This is a genomic window from Janthinobacterium sp. EB271-G4-3-2 (assembly GCF_020858035.1).
GTDB classification, from domain to species: Bacteria; Pseudomonadota; Gammaproteobacteria; order Burkholderiales; family Burkholderiaceae_D; genus Janthinobacterium; species Janthinobacterium aestuarii.
Genome location: NZ_JACYMG010000002.1, coordinates 478,624 through 498,678 on the forward strand (window position 1 = coordinate 478,624; position 20,055 = coordinate 498,678).

The window sequence follows — 20,055 nt, forward strand, 5'->3', positions numbered from 1 at the left end:
TTGCCCTTCTAGCCAACCGCTTTTCCAGGAGTCTTGAACATGATCAGAGAAACACGCTTGTCCCGCTCCATCCGTTTGATCTGCGCCGGCGGACTCGCCGCCGGCCTGCTCAGCCAGCAGGCGCTGGCGCAAGAAGTCAGCGACACGAGCAGCATGCAGCGCGTCGAAGTCACCGGTTCCTCCATCAAGCGCCTCGTCTCGGAAACGGCGACACCCCTGTCCATCTTCAAGGCCGAGGATTTCGCCAAGCAGGGCCTGACGACGGCCCAGGAAGTGCTCAGCAAGATCCCCTCCAATTCCTCCAGCATGGGCAGCGGCAATGCCGTCGGCGGCAATACCAGCGGCTTGCCAACGGGCGGCCAGGCGAGCGCCGACTTGCGCGGCCTGGGCGGCGACAAGACCCTGGTGCTGCTCAACGGCCGGCGCATCGCCAACCATCCGTATGACGGCGCCAGCGTCGACCTGAACATCATCCCGATTGCCGCCCTGGAGCGTGTCGAAGTGCTGCGCGACGGCGCCTCGGCCATCTACGGCACGGACGCCATCGGCGGCGTCATCAACTTCATCACCAAGCGCTCGGTCAACGTCACAAACATCACCGCCGAGGTCGTCGCGCCCGAACACAAGGGCGGCGGCGAGCACCGCATCAATCTGTCGACGGGTTTCGGCAAGCTCGACACGGATGGCTACAATATTTTCGGCGTGCTCGACTACCACAAGCAAAAAGTACTGACGTCGCAGGACCGTGACTTTTCCAAGACCGGCATCATTTCCGAGCGGGGCCTGTCGCTGACCAGCGGCACCACCTTCCCCGGCAATTACTTCGATGCGGCGGCCAACGGCGGCGACGGCCTGGCCGGCAATCCCTACGCGGCCAGCGGCTGTTTGCCGCCACTGTCGGTGGCCGCAGCCAACGGTACCTGCCGCCAGGATTACACGCGCCAGATCGACAACCTGCCCGCCCAGGAACAGCTGGCCTTCTTCGGCAAGGGCGCCTTCAAGCTCGGTGGCGGCCACCTGGCCACGGTGGAATATCTGCATTCGCAAAACAAGGTGAAGGCGCGCACGGCGCCGCCGCCGCAAACGGGCTTGATTCTGCCCATCAGCAGCAAATACTATCCGGGCAATGCGGGCGGCGTGCCGGCACAGCCGGGCTTGTCGGGCCAGCCGCTGAGCGTCAACTGGCGCCCCGTGGAAGCGGGCCAGCGGCAGATCGATTCGGACGGCAAGACGGACCGCCTGGTGCTGGCGCTCGAAGGCGAGCTGTCCGGCTGGGACTACAAGACGGGCCTGAGCCACGCGATCAGCAAGTCGTCGGAAAAATTCACGGGTGGCTATGTGCAGGATGCGGGCTTTGCCGCCGGCGTGCTGAATGGCATCCTGAACCCGTTCGGCGTGCAGGATGCGGCCGGCAAGGCTTACCTCGACAGCACCGCCCTGCGTGGCGAGGTGCAGAACGCCAAGGTCACCACGACGGGCTTCGACATCAAGGGCAGCCGCGAACTGATGCAGCTGGCCGGCGGCCCGCTGGCGATCGCTTTGGGTGGTGAACTGCGACGTGAAAAAGCCGACTTCAATGTCAACCGCGATATCGCCGGCCAGGCCAGTAGTTCCGGTCTGTCCGGTTCGCTGTCGAAGAGCGGTTCGCGCACGATCCAGGCCGTCTTCGGCGAAGTCAACTTGCCGCTGATCAAGGACCTGGAAGTGCAGCTGGCCGCCCGCTTCGACCACTACAGCGACGTGGGCAGCACCACCAATCCCAAGCTGGCCTTGCGCTACCAGGCCAGCAGCGCGCTGGTGCTGCGCGGTTCGGCCAGCACGGGTTTCCGCGCTCCCACCTTGTTTGAAAAGAATGCGCCGCCGTCGAAGAACGATACCAACGATTCCTACGACGATCCCATCCTCTGCCCGGGCGGCGTGCCGCAGCCCGGTGCCAACCCCCTGCGCGATTGCGACTTGCAGCAATTCAAGCTACAAGGGGGCAATGAAAAATTGAAACCGGAAAAATCCACCACCTTTGCCGTCGGCCTCGTGCTCGAACCGATCAAGGAAGTCACGCTTGCCGTCGATTACTGGAACATCCACCTGAAGGACAAGATTTCCTCCCTGCCCGAGCAATCGATCTTCGGCAACTACGAAAAGTACAAGGCCTTGTTCCTGCGCAATCCCGATGGTTCGCCCTACGCCATTCTGGACTTGAACGACAACCTCGGCGAAGTGAAAACCGACGGCATCGACGTCAGCCTGAATGCGCGCCTGGGTCGCGGCGCCTACGGCGACTTCAGCCTGTCGGTCGACGGCACCTGGACCCACAAGTATGACTACCAGAACGAGCGCGACGGCGAATTCATCGCCAACGTGGGCCGCTATGCGGACAACAATCCCGTGTTTCGCTGGAAACATACGGCTGCGCTGAACTGGCGCATGGGCAACTGGGGCGCCACCGTATCGCAATCGTTCAAGTCCGGCTACACGGATCAGAACCAGGTGGACCCGCAGTACCGCCACGATGTGCCTTCCTACAGCCTGCTGAACGTGTCGGGCAGCTACACATGGAAAGGCTTGTTGCTGACGGCCGGCGTGAAAAACCTGTTCGACAAGGAACCACCGTTCTCGAACCAGGGCACCCTGTTCCAGAAAGGCTATGACCCGCGCTACACGGACCCGATCGGGCGTGCCTACTACTTGCGCGGCAGCTATACGTTCTAAGGGGGATGACGGAAAAGAGACAGGACAGACAGCGCTGACCAGCGTTTGCCAGCCATGCCAAAGACGGCGCCATCAGCGATGATGTGCGCCGTTTTATTTTACGCATCTGAGCAGGACTGACAAGGGTCCGCGATACTTTATTGCTGAAGGATTACAAAAAAAATAGGGAAATGTTGCATTTCGTCCAAAAAATCCGCACGAAATTGACAATTTGAATCGTGAATGTTTTGATGAGGGCCCTGAAAATTTACAGAATTTTCATTGGTGGATTTGTAAAAAGGCAAATAAATTGTTAGTAAGCAACAAGTTATTTCAAAATAATTGCCGCCTTTATCACAATAACAAGGAATTTCAGATGATGATAGAAAATGTAATATCGCGGTCGCTGCGCCTGATGTTTGCAGGCGGCATGGCCCTGAGCATGCACGCCGCGTATGCGCAAGAAACAACAGATGGCGCCATGCAACGCGTGGAAGTCACGGGTTCGAGCATCAAGCGCATCGCTTCCGAAGCGTCGCTGCCCGTGCAGTCGTTCAACCAGAAAGACATCAAGAAAACCGGCGTCACCACGGTGACCGATTTCATCCAGCAAATTCCTGCGATGCAGGGCTTCTCCGTGGCCGCCGATTCGGTGGGCGGCGGCGGCGGCGGCGTCACCACGGCCTCGATCCACGATATTGGCGCAGCCTACACCCTGGTGCTGCTGAACGGCCGTCGTATTGCCCCATCCAATTCGGGCACCACCATCGACCTGAACTCGATCCCCCTGTCGGCCATCGAGCGCGTGGAAGTGCTGACGGACGGCGCCTCGGCACTGTATGGCGCCGACGCCATCGCCGGCGTGGTCAACTTCATCCTAAAAAAAGGCGCATCGCCGCTGGAAATCAATGCCAAGTACTCGCGTCCTGAAGAAAAAGGCGGCGCCAGCAACTCGATTTCCATCAGCAAGGGCTTCGGCGACATCGACGAAGACGGCTACAGCATCTTCGTGTCGGCCAGCCATGACGAACAAAAATCGCTGAAAGCATCGCAGCGCAGCTTCGCGAAAAGCGGCATCATCAATTTCAACGATCCGAAGAACGGCAAGGCACTGCAATTCATCAACGGTTCCTCGCGCTCGGCGCCAGGCAACGCCGCTGTCGATTACAACCGCACCGATCCGGTGACGGGCGCCGTAGTCATCAATCCGGAGACCAACAAGCCCTTCGTCGACAGCGTCAACCTGAACCCGTACGCACTGGCCCATGGCGGCAAATGCGCCGCCAGCAACATGGATTTCTATGGCAACGGCAACTGCTACTTCGATTCGCCATCGACCATCGAAATCAATCCGGAATCGAAGCGCGACGCCATCTTCAGCTCGGGTACCGTCAAACTGGGCAAAACCGGCTTCCAGGGTTTCTATGACCTCGCCTACACGGAAGCGCGCGTCGTCGCCAGCATTGCGCCGTACCCGGCCGATTTCTCCGTCGATGTGGGCTCGCCGCTGTTCAACAAATATCTGGCGCCAAACCTGACGCCGGCGCAGTTGGCCAACGCCACGGGCGCCGTCGCCAACTACCGCCTGTCGGAAATGGGCAACCGCGTCTACGATTACGGCACCAAAGCCACCCACATCGTCGCCGGCATCGATGGCAATGCATTCGGCTGGGACATCAACTCCGCCGTGACCTACTCGAAAAACAAGCAGACGCAGAAATACGTCAGCGGTTTCCCGCTGGCGGACAAATTCGACGCGCAAGTGGCCGCCGGCAATATCGACCCGTTCGCCTACCCGGTCGGTTCCATGCCGGACGCCATGCGCCAGGCACTGCTGGGCACGGGCTTCAGCGGCACCTACAACACGCAAACGGTGGAAATGAAGGGCATCGACGGCCGCGCTTCGCGTCCTGTGTTCTCGCTGCCAGGCGGCACGGCCATGCTGGGCGTGGGCGCCGACTTCCGCAATACCTCGTACAAGGTGAAGCAGGCCGACGTCGCCAGGCAGGCGCAAATCCTGTTTGACAATGCACAAGTCGACAGCGAATACGCGCGCGACAATGCGGGCGCCTACGCCGAGCTGATGATGCCGATCTCGAAAAAACTGGAAATGACCGGCTCGCTGCGTTACGACCAGATCGGCGCCATCGACGACAAGCTGACGGGCAAGACGGTAGGCAAGAAAGAAAACGCCACCACCTGGAAAATCAGCGGCAAGTATTCCGCCACCAAGAGCCTGATGTTCCGCGCCGCTGCCGGTACCGGCTTCCGCGCCGCCAGCATGCAGGAAATCGCCGGCCCACTGGAAGACTGGGGCGTCACGGGCGGTAACTACCAATGCCCATTGACGGCGGCGAACGGCATGGGCGGCCATCCGCTGGCCAGCTACTGCAGCGGCGTGGGACGCCAGCAGTTCGAAGCTTTCCAGGGCGGCAATCCGGACCTGAAGCCGGAAACGTCGAAGCAATGGAGCATCGGTACCGTGTTCGAGCCAATCGACAGCCTGTCGATGTCGTTCGATCTGTGGAACGTGGAAATCCGCGACCAGGTGACCGCCGTGTCCGAAGGCCTGATCTTCAACGATCCTGCCAAGTACGCCAACTTGTTCACCACCAAGCACATCAGCTCGACGGGCAAGGACGTGCTGGCCATCAAGCTGCTGCCGATTAACATCGGCAAGGTGGAAAACCGCGGTATCGACTACGACTTCACCCACAAGATGAAGCTGCTGGACGGCCGCCTGACGAGCCGCCTGATGGGTACCTACCTGCTGCGTTCGCGCTACACGACGCCAGGCACCGATGATCAATGGGAAACCAGCCTGAATCGCTACGGTTCGAACGACAAGGTCAGCTTCCGCAACATCATCCGCGCCACCACCTCGTATGAGACGGCCAAGTTCACGCATACGCTGAGCGCCAGCTACCGCAACGGCTATACGGACAAGGAACAAACGGTTGACGATTGCGCCGTGATCGTGGCCGGCAGCCCTGGCGAATGCTATGGCATCCAGCTGGAAGTGCCGAGCTACACCACCTTCGACTTCCAGACGGCTTACCGTCCTATGAAGAACGTGGAAATCACGGGCGGCATCCTGAACCTGTTCGACCGCAATCCGCCGTTCACCCTGCGTAACACGGGTTCGCATCAAGTGGGCTACAACCCATCGTACTCGAGCGCCCTGGGCCGCCAGTTCTACCTGAGCGGTTCCTACAAGTTCTAAGCTGACTGCGCCTGCTCTCGGCAGAAAACTGAAAAGCCCGGAAAGCTTAGCTTTCCGGGCTTTTTTTCATGCTGCGCGCCACTTTATTCCGCGTCGCCCTTCAAGCGGCGCTGCTTCACGGCTTGCGCCAGGTTTTCCAGCACGGCCACGCTGGCGCTCCAGTCGATGCAACCGTCCGTGACGGACTGCCCGTAGATCAATTCCTTGCCCGGGATCAAATCCTGGCGCCCCGCCACCAGGTGCGACTCCACCATCACGCCGACGATGCGGCCATCGCCGCTAGCCACCTGGCCGGCGATATCGGCACATACGGGAATCTGGTTTTCCGGTTTTTTCGAGCTGTTCGCATGCGAGGCGTCGATCATCAGGCGCGCCGCCAGTCCCTGCGCCGCGATGGCCTTGCAAGCGTCGTCCACGCTGGCCGCGTCATAGTTCGGCGTCTTGCCGCCGCGCAAGATGATGTGGCAATCCTCGTTGCCATTGGTCGAAACGATGGCCGAGTGGCCACCCTTCGTGACGGAAAGAAAATGGTGCGGCTGCGAGGCGGCCTTGATGGCTTCCACGGCAATTTTCACATTGCCGTCCGTGCCATTCTTGAAGCCGACGGGACAGGACAATCCCGACGCCAGCTCGCGGTGCACCTGCGACTCCGTCGTGCGCGCGCCGATGGCGCCCCAGCTGATCAGGTCGGCGACATATTGCGGGCTGATCACGTCGAGGAACTCGGTACCGGCCGGCAAGCCCAGCTCATTGATATCGCGCAACAGTTCGCGCGCCATGCGCAAGCCGTCGTTGATGCGGAAGCTGTTGTCCATGTACGGATCGTTGATCAGGCCCTTCCAGCCCACCGTGGTGCGCGGCTTCTCGAAGTAGACGCGCATGACGATTTCCAGTTCGCCCGCGAAACGCGCACGCTCCTTGACCAGCAGGCGCGCATATTCCATCGCCGCCTTGGTATCGTGGATGGAGCAAGGCCCGATCACCACCATCAGGCGGTCGTCCTGGCCGTGCAGGATACGGTGCAGGGCAATACGGGCGCTGGCGGCGGTCTGTTCGGCTTGCTCCGAGCAGGCGAATTCGCGGATCAGGTGGGACGGCGGGGTCAATTCCTTCATTTCGCGAATACGCAAATCATCGGTGCGGGGCATCATTTTCTCCAAAATTTAAGGAAGGGTAAAACATCTGGGTAAAAAAAAACCGCCATCGGTGGCGGTTTTTTAGAATTTGCTGGGATCTCGTTTTGCTGCTACGTGAACCGACCGCTACTCCACCGCCTTTGGGTTGGAATTGCTAAAGTAAAAATAAGCGGTAAAAAAGTGGCGAGCGAACATGTGAGTCATCCGTAAGTGATGATCGACTATAAACCTAAATTGCAAGGGTTGGCAAGCATATTTATCGGCAAAGCCGCGTGTCGCCACCGTTTCACACTGCAAAATACGTCAAAAAGCATAAAAAGTTGCGCACTGTCGATACCCACTCGCGGGCCACTACCGCTGTGTCCGTCGTGGCAACCACGCCACGCCAGCCATTCTATCGACGACAAGCAAGACACTACTTGATGTAGATCTACTCTCGGCATCGCCGCACGGGCAAAACTCAAGGACGCATCGACGATTTCTGACTGCCTGACCTTTCCGGAGAACCGCATGATCCCTACACCATCCTTACCATCCGCTACTTTTTCACCACCCAGACTGGGCCTGGCGCTGGCCAGTGCGCTGCTGAGTCTACCCGTCCTGGCGCAGGAAGCTGCCCCCGTTGCCCGCGTGGAAATCACCGGTTCAAACATCCGCCGCGCGCAAGCGGAAACGGCGTCGGCCGTACAAACCCTGAACGCGGCCGACATTGAAAAATCGGGCAAGTCCAGCGTGGCCGAACTGCTGCAGACCCTGGCCGTCGACAACCAGGGCTCGGTGCCCACCACCTTCGGCAACGGCTTTGCCGCCGGCGCTTCCGGCGTGTCGCTGCGGGGCCTGGGCACGGCCTCGACCCTGGTGCTGCTGAACGGGCGCCGCGTCGCGCCGTATGGCTTGGCCGACGATGGCCAGAAGGTATTTGCCGACCTGAACATCATTCCCCTGGAAGCGGTGGAACGGGTGGAAATCCTCAAGGATGGCGCCTCGGCCATCTACGGTTCGGACGCCATCGCCGGCGTCGTCAACGTGATCCTGCGACGCGACTACCAGGGCACGGCCATCAAGGGCAATTACGGCAAGACGAAGGAGTGGGACGGGCGCGACGCGCGCGCCGCCATCACGCACGGCTTCGGCGACATCGACAGCGACCGCTACAACGTGCTGCTGAACCTCGAGTACAGCGAAAAAGCCGCAATCTGGAACCGCGACCGGGCCGGACGGGGCGCCGTGGGGCGCGGCGACTTGCGCGACCTGGGCTTCAGCGCGCAGGAGTCGCTCAGCGGCGCGGGCGCCATCACCACCAACAACGCGGCCGGCAGCGCCGTCAACGGCAATGTGCGCAATCCCGACACGCTCGACTACTACAACCGCGGCAACCTGGCCGGCGCGGGTTTTACGCGCACCTTCCCCGGCGCCGCCTGCGGCAACTTCACCACGCACCCGCAAGGCGACCCGGGCGGCGGCTGCCTGACGGACGCGGCGCAGCAGTACGGCCAGATCCAGCCGAAACAGAAGAACATCAACTTCTTTGGCCGCGCCGCCTGGCAGCTGACGCCGGCATTGCAAACGTATGCCGAACTGAACGTGTATCACAGCGAATCGCACTCGGCCACCACGCCGTCGACGGTCAGCGGCTCGGTCGGCTACCCGGGCGGCCCCGTCAGCAATGCGGGCGTGGCGCTCGGTGCCGCCCACCCGGACAACCCGTATTTCGGCACGGCGGCGCGGCTGCGCTATCTGGCGGCCGACGTAGGGCCGCGCCTGTCGGAAGTCAACTCCACCTTCACGCGCTTTGTCGCCGGCATCAAGGGCGCCGTGGCGGGCTGGGATATCGACAGCGCCCTGCTGTATTCGCAAAACAAGGTGTCGAACGACTTGAACGGCTACCTGCAGCGCGACGTCGCCTTCGCCCTGCTCAACCCGACCGCCACCAACGTGGCGGCGGCCAGCCTGAACCCCGCGTATGCGGCCCTGCCGGCCGGCAGCCTGTGGCGCATCGCGGAAAACGCGGGCCTCAATTCGCCCGAGCTGTACGCGGCCCTGTCGCCGCGCATCTCGAACGATGCCAAGACGCATATCGCGCAGATCGACTTCAAGGCCAGCCGCGAGGTGGCCAAGCTGGAAGGCGGCGGCCTGGGCGTGGCCGTGGGCGCGGAATTCCGCCACGAATCGACGGAACTCAAGCCCACCACAGGCACGGAACGGGGCAATATCATCGGCCTCGGCTATTCTGCCTACAAGGGCAGCCGCAACGCCTCGGCCATCTATGCCGAGGTGCTGGCGCCCGTGCTGAAAACCGTCGAGCTGTCAGGTGCCCTGCGCGCCGACCATTTCACCGACGTGGGCAATTCCTACACGCCGAAAGTGGGCGTGAAATGGACACCCATGCGCGAACTGGCCCTGCGCGGCACCTTCGCCAAGGGCTTCCGTGCGCCGAGCGCGGCGGAAAACGGTGTCGGCGGCTTGGCCGCGTTCTCCACCGCCAGCGATCCACTGCGCTGCGCGCTGGGCGTGGAAGTGGCGTGCGATCCCGCGCCGATCGCCGTCATCACCTCGCCCAATCCGAACCTGTCACCGGAGCGTTCGCGCAGCTTTTCCGTCGGCGCCGTGTGGGACCCGCTGCCGCGCAGCAGCATTTCCGTGGACCTGTGGCAAATCCGCCGCAAGAATGAAATCAACCAGGAGCAAACGGATGCGGCCATTGCCGCCGGCAACGTGGCGCGCGACCCGTCCACGGCCACCGGCATTGCCGGCGATCCGGGCGCCATCACGGCCGTGCTGGCCAACTATGTGAATTCGGCGCAAACAACGGTGCGCGGCATTGATATCGACGCCCGCCAGCGCTTCAACCTGGGCGGCGACTATGGCAACCTGACCTTCGACCTGAAGTGGACGCATCTGTACAAATGGCTGCGCACGGAACGCGATGGCACGCAGCGCGATTTTGCCGGCACACATGGCAATTGCGACGTGTCCAACTGCATGGGGACGCCGGACGACCGCATCAACCTGGGCGCCACCTGGGAACGCCAGAACTGGCGGGTCACGGCCAACGTCAACTACCGTGCGCCGCTCGACAACATACTGTTCAAGAATGACCCGGACGGCTGCGCCACGCATTTCGCCGACGGCACGGACGCGCCGCGCGGCTGCCGCATCGCCTCGTTCACGACGGTGGACCTGACGGCCCGCTGGCTGGCCACGCCCAAGCTGGAAGTGTTTGCGACGATACAAAACCTGTTCGACAAGATCGCCCCGCTCGACCCGCTGACGTATGGCGCCACGGGCTATAACCCGCTCGACTACGCGGGCGCGGCGGGACGCTTTGTCAGTGCGGGGGTGAAGTATAAATTCTGAGAAATAGCGGTGGTGTCGGGTTACGCCCTTCGGGCTAACCCGACCTACACGATCAGCATGCCAGAAATGTAGGTCGGATTAGCGGGGCGCAGCCGCGCGCAATCCGACACCGTTGTTGGCCGCGCAGTGCCCGAAAAGATCAGGCAGTCCCGCCAACCGTAATACCATCGAGGCGCAAGGTCGGCTGTCCCACGCCCACGGGCACGCTTTGCCCTTCCTTGCCGCAGATGCCCACGCCGGAATCGAGGCGCATGTCGTTGCCAATCATGGAGACGCGGTTGAGCACGTCCGGGCCATTGCCGATCAGAGTCGCGCCCTTCACCGGATAGCTGAGCTTGCCATTTTCGATCATGTACGCTTCACTGGCCGAGAAGACGAACTTGCCGTTCGTGATGTCGACCTGGCCGCCGCCGAAGTTGACGGCATACAAGCCGTTTTTGACAGACGCAAGGATCTCGCCCGGGTCCTTGTCACCGCCCAGCATATACGTATTCGTCATGCGCGGCATGGGCAGGTGGGCGAACGATTCGCGGCGCGCGTTGCCCGTCACGGGCATCTTCATCAGGCGCGCATTCATCGTGTCCTGGATGTAACCCTTCAGGATGCCATCCTCGATCAGGGTCGTGCATTGCGTCGGGTTGCCCTCGTCATCGATATTCAGCGAACCGCGCCGGCCAGCCAGGGTACCGTCATCGACCACGGTGACACCCTTGGCGGCCACGCGTTCACCGACGCGGCCCGAAAACGCGGACGAACCCTTGCGGTTGAAATCTCCTTCCAGGCCATGGCCGATCGCTTCGTGCAGCAGGATGCCGGGCCAGCCCGGGCCCAGCACGATGGTCATGGGGCCGGCTGGCGCGGGGCGCGCTTCCAGGTTCACCAAGGCCGAATTGACGGCGTCCGTCGCGTATTGTTCCAATACGGCATCGCTGAAATAGTCATAGCTGAAACGCCCGCCGCCACCGGCCGAGCCCGTTTCGCGGCGGCCATTCTGTTCCGCGATCACGGTCAACGACACGCGCACCAGCGGGCGGATGTCGGCCGCCAGCACACCATCGCTGCGCAGCACCAGCACCACGTCGTATTCGCCGGCCAGGCCCGCCATCACTTGCACCACCCTGGGATCTTTCGCGCGCGCCATCTTTTCCACGCGTTCGAGCAATTGCACCTTGGCCGTGGCATCGAGCGAGGCCAGTGGATCGTTGGGCAGGTACAAGGAACGTCCGCCCTGCGGCTGCATCTGGCCCGCGATCTTGATTTTGCCGGCGCCCGCGCGCGCAATCGTGCGCGTGGCCGCCGCCGCTTCCAGCAGGGCCCGTTCGGAAATGTCGTCGGAATACGCAAACGCCGTCTTGTCGCCGGACACGGCGCGCACGCCCACGCCCTGGTCGATGGAAAAGCTGCCCGTCTTGACGATGCCCTCTTCCAGGCTCCAGCCTTCGCTCTTGGTCGACTGGAAATACAGGTCGGCATAGTCGACCTTGTGCGTAAACATCGTGCCCAGGGCTTTGAGCAGCTTGTCTTCGTCCAGGCCAAACGGCGTGAGCAGGATATCGCGCGCCACGGCCAGGCTGGACAGATTGGGTTCAAATGGAATCATGGCTATCTTTTCTCAACATTCAAGTTACATGGTCCGGTGGGTGAGCGCGGGCAAGGACTCCCTCACGCCAGCCAGGAACACCAGGTCGATCTCGCCGCTGACCACGCCCTCGCCTTCGGGCAGCACGGCGATCACTTCGCCCCACGGGTCGATCAGCATGCTGTGGCCCCAGGTGCGCCGACCGTTCGGATGCAGGCCGCCCTGCGCCGAGGCCAGCACATAGCACTGGTTTTCGATGGCGCGCGCGCGCAGCAGCACTTCCCAGTGGGCGCTGCCCGTCGTATGGGTAAACGCGGCGGGCACGACGATCAGCGCGCAATCGCCCATGGCGCGGTACAGTTCGGGAAAGCGCAAGTCGTAGCAGATGGACAGGCCGACACGGCCGAACGGCGTCTCGATCGAGCGCACTTGCGCACCGGGCACGATGGTGCGCGATTCATTGTACGACTCGGTGCCGCGCGTAAAACCGAACAGGTGGATCTTGTCGTAGCGGCCGGCCGGCTCGCCTTGCGGGTCATACACGAGCGTCGTATTCAAGACCTTGCCCTCCTGGCCCGAGATCAGGGGCAAGGTGCCGCCGATCAGCCAGATGCCGTGCTGGCGCGCCATCTGCGCCATGCCATCCTGGATGGGGCCGCTGCCGGGCTGTTCCGCATGCGCCAGCTTGTCCGTTTCCTGCTTGCCCATGATGGCCCAGTATTCGGGCAGCACCACCAGCTGCGCGCCACCGGCGGCGGCCTGCGCCACCAGGCGCCGCGCCGTGGCCAAGTTGTCTTCCACGGAAGGCGAGGAAATCATTTGTACTGCTGCGACTGTATGCATCATTGCCACCTCTTATCCATTCGAACGCCTCGCCTATTTCGCCACGGCCTCCACCGCCGCAGCGGCAGCGGCAGGCACGGCGACAGCTTCCAATTTACCACCATCGAGCTTGGTCACGACGGGCGATTTCCACGGGCCGGCGATCTGCATATGGTAAGTGAGCGCCTTCATCACGGGCGCACGCAGGAACAATTGCGCCAGGAAACTGCCCAGGCCGATGACGGGATTGACGGCCAGCGCATACACGAGCGGCCCCGTACCCAGGTTAAATTCCGGGATCACCACCACGTGCAGATTCGTCGTTTCATTGGCGATATCGGCTGTGCCATCCATCAGCACGGTGGCCGCCACGCCATGCATCTTGAGGTTGTTCGTCGTCACGACGCCGCGCTTGATGCTGGCGTTGGCCGTGATGCCGTCGAAAGCCAGGCCTTCGGAAAACACGTCGTGGAAATCGAGTTTCAGCAAGCGGGGCAAGGCTTGCAGGCTGAGCACGCCCAACAGCTTGGCCGCGCCCGGATCCTGCTTGAGGAACTGGCCCGACTCCACGTTCATCTCGATCTGCCCCGACAAGGTGGGAATGTCGAGCGAATACGGCAAGCCGTTCCAGGCGATGTCGCCGCTCAGGCGGCCCTTGCCGCGACGCACCGTGTCGGCAAAGCCGAAGCGGTCGAGCAGCTTGCCCGCGTCGACGATGTCAAGGCCGAAACGCAGGCTGGTCGTGCTTTGCCCATCCTTGATGACCCATTTGCCACTGCCGCTCAGCGCGCCATCGGGGTTCGACAGTTGCAGCTTGCCCACGCGCCACTCGCGCCCGCCCGCCGCCATGGTGTTATAGGCCTGCAACTCCAACCGGCCGATCTTCTTGTTGAACAGCTCGAACTGCTCGGCGACGATATCGAGCGAAGGAATCGACTGGGCGCCGCTTTTTCCTTCCAGTAAATTTTTCACATCGTTGGCGGCCGACTCCGGAATGATCAGCGACGACAGCCGTGCCGTCATCTTGCCCAGGCCGGATGGTGTTTCCAGCCACGTCACATAGCCCGACACCTGTTTCGCGTCGATATTGGCTTGCCACACATCCTTCTGATGCGTGGCGCCCACCACCACGTTTTCCAGCTTGCGCTCGCCCAGCATCAGTTCGCTGGCGCGGGCCGCCATCATGTCCGGCACCACGTATTGCGCGATATCGGGCGCATCGTCGGCGGCACCGCTGTCGGCGGACGCCGTGGCGTTGCCGGCGATCTCGCTGCCGGCGGCAATCCAGCTGTCCACGTCCAGGGTTTTCATGTTGACGTTGAGCATCATGCCGCTGTCCGGTTCCGGCGCCGGCACGTTCACGCCGATGCCGCCGCGCAGCAGGCGCCAGGCATCCTTGCCCTGCTTCTGGCGCTGGTAGCGCGCGGCGATGCCGGAACCCAGCGCGATGCGGATATCGTCCGTGCGCAAGCCGGCGCCATTCGCCGCATTGCCCGTCAGGGTGAATTTCACGGGCAGGCTGTCGCCGGCGGGCTTTTTCAGGGGAGCGGGAAAATCCAGGCCCAGGCCCGTCAGCGGCGACTCGACATTGACCACCACCTGGTGGTCGCGCGCCGTGATCACGCCGCTGTAACGGGCGCCGCCATTCAAATGTTTTGCCAGGCGCTGCAGCACGGGCGCCGGATAGGTCTTGCGCAAGCCGTCGATGGTCATGTTGCCGGCCAGTTTCACCTGGATGGAACTGTCCGGCTGGGTGCCGCCCGAGATGGCCAGCGGCCCGCCCAGCAGGCTGCCATTCAAACCATTCAGGTTGACGCCTTTTTCGTTGAACTCGATCTTGCCCTGCGTGCCCAGCACGGGCGGCATGTCGTGGAACAGCACCACGTCGTTGCCCGCCAGCTGCAAGCTGCCTTGCACGGTCGACTCGAGCATGCGCTCGATCGGCAAGTGCAATTTGAGGGCCAGCTTGGCGTTGCCCGTCGCCGTCGTTTCATCCGTGAAATGCTCGATCCAGCCCAGCACGGGGCTGGCCGTCACGTACTTGAGAAATTCCTGCATCGGGCCGGCCGCATTGCCGTCGATATCGAGCAAGGTGTCGAACACCGTCAGGTCGGGGATCACGGCTTTGACATTCGTCAATGCCACGCCGCCCGTGGTGGCCGTGTCGCCGCGAATTTCCATGCGCGCCCGCTCGAACACAAAACTGCCCTTGATCTTTTCCGCCTGCGGCCACAGGGGCGCCTTGCCCGCCAGCGGGCCGCTTTCGGCAAATTCGCCGGGCGCATAGTTCAGCTTGCCATTCTCGATCTTGCCGGCAATACGGAAGTCGCCACGGTTGCGCTGGGCGGCATTCCGCTGGGCGGGTGTATCGACCTTGAACGGAAAATGCTCGAGTTCGCCGCGCAGGCGCACGCTGACATCGTGCGCCATGCCGCCTTCCAGCGCGCCCGTCAGCCAGTGGCGCAGATGCTCGGGCGTTTGCAGCGGCAGATAGCGGCCGATGGTGTTGATCTCGAAATTATCGATGGTGCCCGCCAAGTCGACCTGGCCCAGGTTCTTGCCGTCGAGCGGCATCCGATGCGAACCATGCAGGGCGACTCGCATGCCTTGTTGATTAAGATCAAGCCTGTCCAGGTCGACTTGTAGCATATTGTCTGCTTGGAAAGCCCAGCGCGCCTCCATTTCGAACTGTTCGAACGGCAAGGCCGGCTCACTCAAATAGGAGGCCAGTTGCAATACCAATCCCCGTGCATCGATATCGACCTTGCCGCCCTTGTCGCTGGCGTCGATACTGCCAGTCAAATGTTCGAAACCGGGAATAGCCGGTGCGGCTGCCTGCGCGGGGCCGGTCGCCGTCTTCGCCACAGCCAGGCGCACCGGCTGCGCGTTCAGGCCCAGATCGATGAACTTGCCGCGCAAACGGTAGCTGGCCGGTGTCGCCATTTCGCCTTCCCATTGCGCGGCAAAATCCTGCAAACGCCCGCGCGGCGCCAGGGCGTCGAGACGCTGGCGCTGCTGTTCGCCCAGAGGCAGCTTGTCGGCCAATGCGGCCAGGGTTTGCAAATCGAGCGACTTGGCCGTGATTTCCGTGCGCGCCGGCTTGCGCTTGGTGGCAGCAATGAAACGCTCGGACAAAGTCGTGGGCGGCAGGCTGAGGCCGTCTCGGGTTTCCACCGCGAAATTCGTCAACTCCACCTGATGCCCATTCGCGCCAAACGTTGGTTTGCCGTCGGGTGCCTGCGCCGAGAACTCTTCTTTTGCCGAAATGCGTCCGCTGACCGACAGCAAGTCGAGCGGCGCGATATGCTCGCCCAGCTGCGCCGTCACATCCGTCAAACCCACGTCCGCCGTGAAACCGGCCAGGCGCGCGTGATCCAGGCTCAGCCAGGCGCGCAAGGCGCCCTTGCCCTGGCTCAGTTCGAACGGATAATCGAGGTAGCGGCGCCAGGCGGCCAGGTCGGCGTTTTTCAGGTCGGCGTACAGCTCGCCCTTCCACATCGACACATCGGAGATGCGCGTGCTGAAAGGCGGATGCGTGAAGTGAGCGCGCACATCGATGGGTGCGGCCAGACTGGCGGGCGGCGTGGCCTGCACGCCCAGGCGATGGCTGCGCCAGCGGTTGCGCAGCAGCAGATTGACTTGCGATAAAGCCAGCTCGGGTGTCCCACGCACCTCGTCCGTCCAGCGCACCTTGCCATCGCGAATGATGATGTCATGTTGCGACAGCAGCCAGTCGGCCCCCTTGCCATCACTGCCTTGCTTACTGTCGATCAACACCCCGGCCACGTACAGCTTGCCATCCTTGCTGCGCCGCACGTCCAGGTCGGGCCGCGTGATTTCCAAGGTAGTAAAGCGCACGGAACCGAGCACGCTCCACCACGACACGGTGGCCGATATGCTCGGCAGGCTCAGCGCCTGGCGGCCCGCCTGGTCGCGCAGGGTCACGTCGCCAAGGAAAAGATTCGGCCGCACGCCATGCCAGGAGGCATAAATACGCGCAATGCTGACAGGGTTGCCCAGCGCGCGGCTGGCCGCCCGCTCGATATCGCCTTTGTAATAATCGATATTCGGCAGAATCGCGTAGCGCAGGAATAAAAACAGCACGGCGAAGGCGAAATACGCGAGCAGCACCAGTTTGATGGTAAAACCCAGCACATGGTGGGTGGCCAGGTTGGCCATGCGATAGGCGGCACGCAGCCGCTGCCAGCGCAGAGCCAATGGCACATGTTCTGTCACGCTTGCTTCTGGCGGTTTTTGCATCAATAAGCTAATAAACTGGTCCGGCGTCAAATAATGGCAAAAATCGTCTGCATTCGTGGTGCGCGCCTGCATCCTTGCGCTTGCGTCTGTGCAAAGCCTCCCTTACCATCGTCCGGAAGAGCACGCAATGCCGGCCGTGAGGCCAGCGGCATAATTTTACCGCATCCCCCGCCGTTCACAGCCAAGTTAAACAAGAACATGCACACCGCATTCACGAGACACTTACCGATACCATGAGCACACAGCCTTTGATCTCCGCCTCCCGTTTCTACCAGCGCTGGCTGGACGCCGCCCCCGAGCGCGCCGCGCAGGTAGCACAACTGGTGCGCGCGCCGTTGGACGGGCTCGATTTTGCCGCCGAGCTGGCCGCCCATGCGAACGCCGCCACGCCGCCGCTGCCGCCCGAGCGGGCCATGCGACGCCTGCGCAACCTGCTCGTCTGCGGCCTGATCGCGCGCGATCTGGAAGGCCGGGCCGACTTGAATGAAGTCGTCACTGCCATGACGGGCTTTGCCGATTTCGCCATCCGCACGCACGTGGACGCCATCATGGCCGAGATGGTGGCGCTGCACGGCATGCCTGTCGGCGAAGAATCGGGCGAGGAACAGGCCTTGATGGTGTTGGCGATGGGCAAGCAGGGCGGCGGCGAACTCAATGTTTCGTCCGATATCGACCTGATCTTTGTCTACCCGGAAGATGGCGATACGCAAGTCACCGTACCGGGCCAGCGCAGCCTGTCCAACCACGAATTTTTCATTCGCATGGGCAAGAAACTGATCGCCGCCCTGGCCGAAATCACGCAGGATGGTTTTACTTTCCGCGTGGACATGGCCTTGCGCCCGAACGGCAACTCGGGCCCGCTGGCCGCCAGCCTGGGCATGGTGGAGCAATACCTGATCGTGCAGGGCCGCGAATGGGAGCGCTATGCCTGGGTCAAGGCGCGCGCCGTGACGGGCAAGCCGGAAGATATCGCGTCACTTGACGCCATCGTGCGCCCGTTCGTCTTCCGCCGCTACCTCGATTTCGGCGTCATCGACGCCATCCGCACCATGCACGGCCAGATCCGCGCCGAGGTCAACCGCCAGGAACGGCTGCATCCGGACCGCAGCAACAATGTCAAGCTGGGCCGCGGCGGCATCCGCGAAATCGAATTCCTGGCCCAGGTATTCCAATTGATACGGGGCGGGCGCGACGCCGAGCTGCGTGACCGCTCCACGCGCGCCACCTTGCGCACGGTCGCGGACAAGGGGCTTTTGGAGCCGGCCATCGTGGAACAGCTGCTTGGCTCCTACACTTTCCTGCGCAACCTCGAACACCGGCTGCAGTATCTTGACGATGCGCAAACCCACACCCTGCCCTCCAACGAGGCCGACCGCCTGACCGTGGCGCAGATGATGGGCTTGCCCGACACTGCCACCCTGCTGGCCCAGCTGGAAGCGCACCGCGTGTTTGTCGCCGGCCAGTTCGACGAAATGTTCAGCGACAAGAGCGGCGGCACGCCGCCGGCCGACACGGGCATCGACCCACAAACGTCGAACGACTGCGCCGCCTCGGACCAGCAGGAAGCCATCGAAGCGCGCTTCGCCGCACTCGGCTTCCATGAGCCGGCCGCCTGCGCGCGCCGCCTGCTGGCCACGTGGCAGGCGCCGCGGCTGCAATCGTTGCCCGAGGCAAGCCGCACGCGCCTCGTCGCCCTCGTCAATTCCGCCCTGCCCCTGATCACCGATTGCTCCGTGTCCAACGGCAATGCCAGCCAACTGGCCACCTTGGGCCGCCTGCTCGATTTCCTGGAAGCCATCGCGCGCCGCTCGGCCTACCTGTCGCTGCTGACGGAATACCCGCACACGCTCGAGCGCGTCGTGCGCATGGTGTGCGCCAGCGGCTGGGCCGCCACCTTCCTCACGCAGCATCCGATCCTGCTCGATGAACTGTTAGACGAGCGCATCCGCAACACGGTGCCGGACCCGGGCGCCCTGGCGCTCGACCTGCGGCGCCAGCTCGACGATGCGCCCGGCGACACAGAGCGGCAGATGGATATCCTGCGCGAAATGCACCACGCGCAACTGTTCCAGTGCCTGGCGCAAGACCTGGCGGGCGACCTGAGCGTGGAAAAACTGGCCGACTACCTGTCGCAGCTGGCCGACATCATCGTCGCCGCCACCGTGCAAGCCGTCTGGCAAACCTTGCCGACGCGCCACCGCGAAGTGCCGAAATTCGCCGTCATCGCGTATGGCAAGCTGGGCGGCAAGGAACTCGGCTATGTCTCGGACCTCGACGTCATTTTCCTGTTCGACGACGACGACCAGGAAGCGCCGGGCCTGTACGCCAAGCTGGCGCAGCGCTTCATTACCTGGATGACCTCGCACACCTCGGCCGGCATTTTGTTCGACATCGACATCGCCCTGCGCCCCGACGGCGCCTCGGGCATGCTGGTCTCCAGCGTGCAGGCCTTCGAGCGCTACCAGGGCAGCGCGGCCTGGGTGTGGGAGCACCAGGCGCTCACGCGCGCGCGCTTTTGCGCGGGCGACGCCACCATCGGCAAGCATTTTGAGCGCATCCGCGACACGATTTTGCGCAAGGAACGCCCGGAAAACGGCCCGCTCAAGGGCGAAGTGGTGGCCATGCGCAAGAAGATGCTCGACGCCCATCCGCCCCGCACCGGCAGCTTCGATTTGAAGCAGGATCCGGGCGGCATGATCGACATCGAATTCATGGTGCAATACCTGGTGCTTCAGCATGCGGCGCAGTATCCGCAGCTGACGGCCAACTCGGGCAATATCGCCCTGCTGCGCCTGTGCGGCGAACTGGGCCTGATCGACGCCCAGCTGGCCGCCCAGGTCGCCGACGCCTACCGCGCGCTGCGCAAGCTCCAGCACCAGTTGCGCCTGCAGGGACAAGACCTGGCCCGCGTGGAACCGGAACGGGTGCGCGTGCATGCGGACAACGTGATGCGCCTGTGGCAAGCCATCTTCGGCGCCACCGCCTGAGGC

Annotated in this window: 8 protein-coding genes; 4 read left to right on the forward strand and 4 right to left on the reverse strand. The window is 62.7% G+C overall.

Annotated features, from left to right (window positions below; genetic code table 11):
• Nucleotides 1–39 precede the first annotated feature (39 nt).
• Together IGS55_RS07245 and IGS55_RS07250 are read left to right on the forward strand one after the other, a co-directional pair.
• On the forward strand, nucleotides 40–2,709 hold the full coding sequence (locus IGS55_RS07245) for a TonB-dependent receptor (protein WP_230515671.1): 2,670 nt from the start codon (nucleotides 40–42) through the stop codon (nucleotides 2,707–2,709).
• A 355-nt stretch (nucleotides 2,710–3,064) separates the two neighbouring features.
• Nucleotides 3,065–5,911: a TonB-dependent receptor gene (locus IGS55_RS07250; protein ID WP_230515672.1), complete on the forward strand. Its 2,847-nt coding sequence runs from the start codon at nucleotides 3,065–3,067 to the stop codon at nucleotides 5,909–5,911.
• An 83-nt stretch (nucleotides 5,912–5,994) separates the two neighbouring features.
• On the opposite strand, the gene aroG is transcribed toward IGS55_RS07250, so the two are convergent.
• On the reverse strand, nucleotides 5,995–7,059 hold the full coding sequence (gene aroG, locus IGS55_RS07255; RefSeq protein WP_329958115.1) for a 3-deoxy-7-phosphoheptulonate synthase AroG: 1,065 nt from the start codon (nucleotides 7,057–7,059) through the stop codon (nucleotides 5,995–5,997).
• A gap of 498 nt (nucleotides 7,060–7,557) precedes the next feature.
• Between aroG and IGS55_RS07260 the strand changes: the two genes are divergently transcribed.
• Nucleotides 7,558–10,404, forward strand: a complete 2,847-nt coding sequence (locus tag IGS55_RS07260; protein ID WP_230515674.1) for a TonB-dependent receptor — start codon at nucleotides 7,558–7,560, stop codon at nucleotides 10,402–10,404.
• A 139-nt stretch (nucleotides 10,405–10,543) separates the two neighbouring features.
• Here the strand turns inward: IGS55_RS07260 and tldD are convergent, their stop codons facing one another.
• Genes tldD through IGS55_RS07275 form a run of 3 tightly spaced genes read right to left on the reverse strand, consistent with a single transcriptional unit; the run spans nucleotide 10,544 to nucleotide 17,041 of the window.
• Nucleotides 10,544–12,004: a metalloprotease TldD gene (tldD, locus tag IGS55_RS07265; protein WP_139090169.1), complete on the reverse strand. Its 1,461-nt coding sequence runs from the start codon at nucleotides 12,002–12,004 to the stop codon at nucleotides 10,544–10,546.
• A gap of 24 nt (nucleotides 12,005–12,028) precedes the next feature.
• The gene (locus IGS55_RS07270) at nucleotides 12,029–12,829 is read right to left on the reverse strand and encodes a carbon-nitrogen hydrolase family protein (protein ID WP_268991801.1); all 801 of its coding nucleotides are present in this window, start codon (nucleotides 12,827–12,829) and stop codon (nucleotides 12,029–12,031) included.
• A 30-nt stretch (nucleotides 12,830–12,859) separates the two neighbouring features.
• Nucleotides 12,860–17,041, reverse strand: coding sequence for a YhdP family protein (locus IGS55_RS07275; RefSeq protein ID WP_329958116.1), 4,182 nt, complete (start codon nucleotides 17,039–17,041; stop codon nucleotides 12,860–12,862).
• Between the two features lie 257 nt (nucleotides 17,042–17,298).
• On the opposite strand from IGS55_RS07275, the gene glnE reads away from it, so the two are divergent.
• Nucleotides 17,299–20,052: a bifunctional [glutamate--ammonia ligase]-adenylyl-L-tyrosine phosphorylase/[glutamate--ammonia-ligase] adenylyltransferase gene (gene glnE / locus IGS55_RS07280; RefSeq protein ID WP_230515677.1), complete on the forward strand. Its 2,754-nt coding sequence runs from the start codon at nucleotides 17,299–17,301 to the stop codon at nucleotides 20,050–20,052.
• The last annotated feature ends 3 nt before the right edge of the window (nucleotides 20,053–20,055 follow it).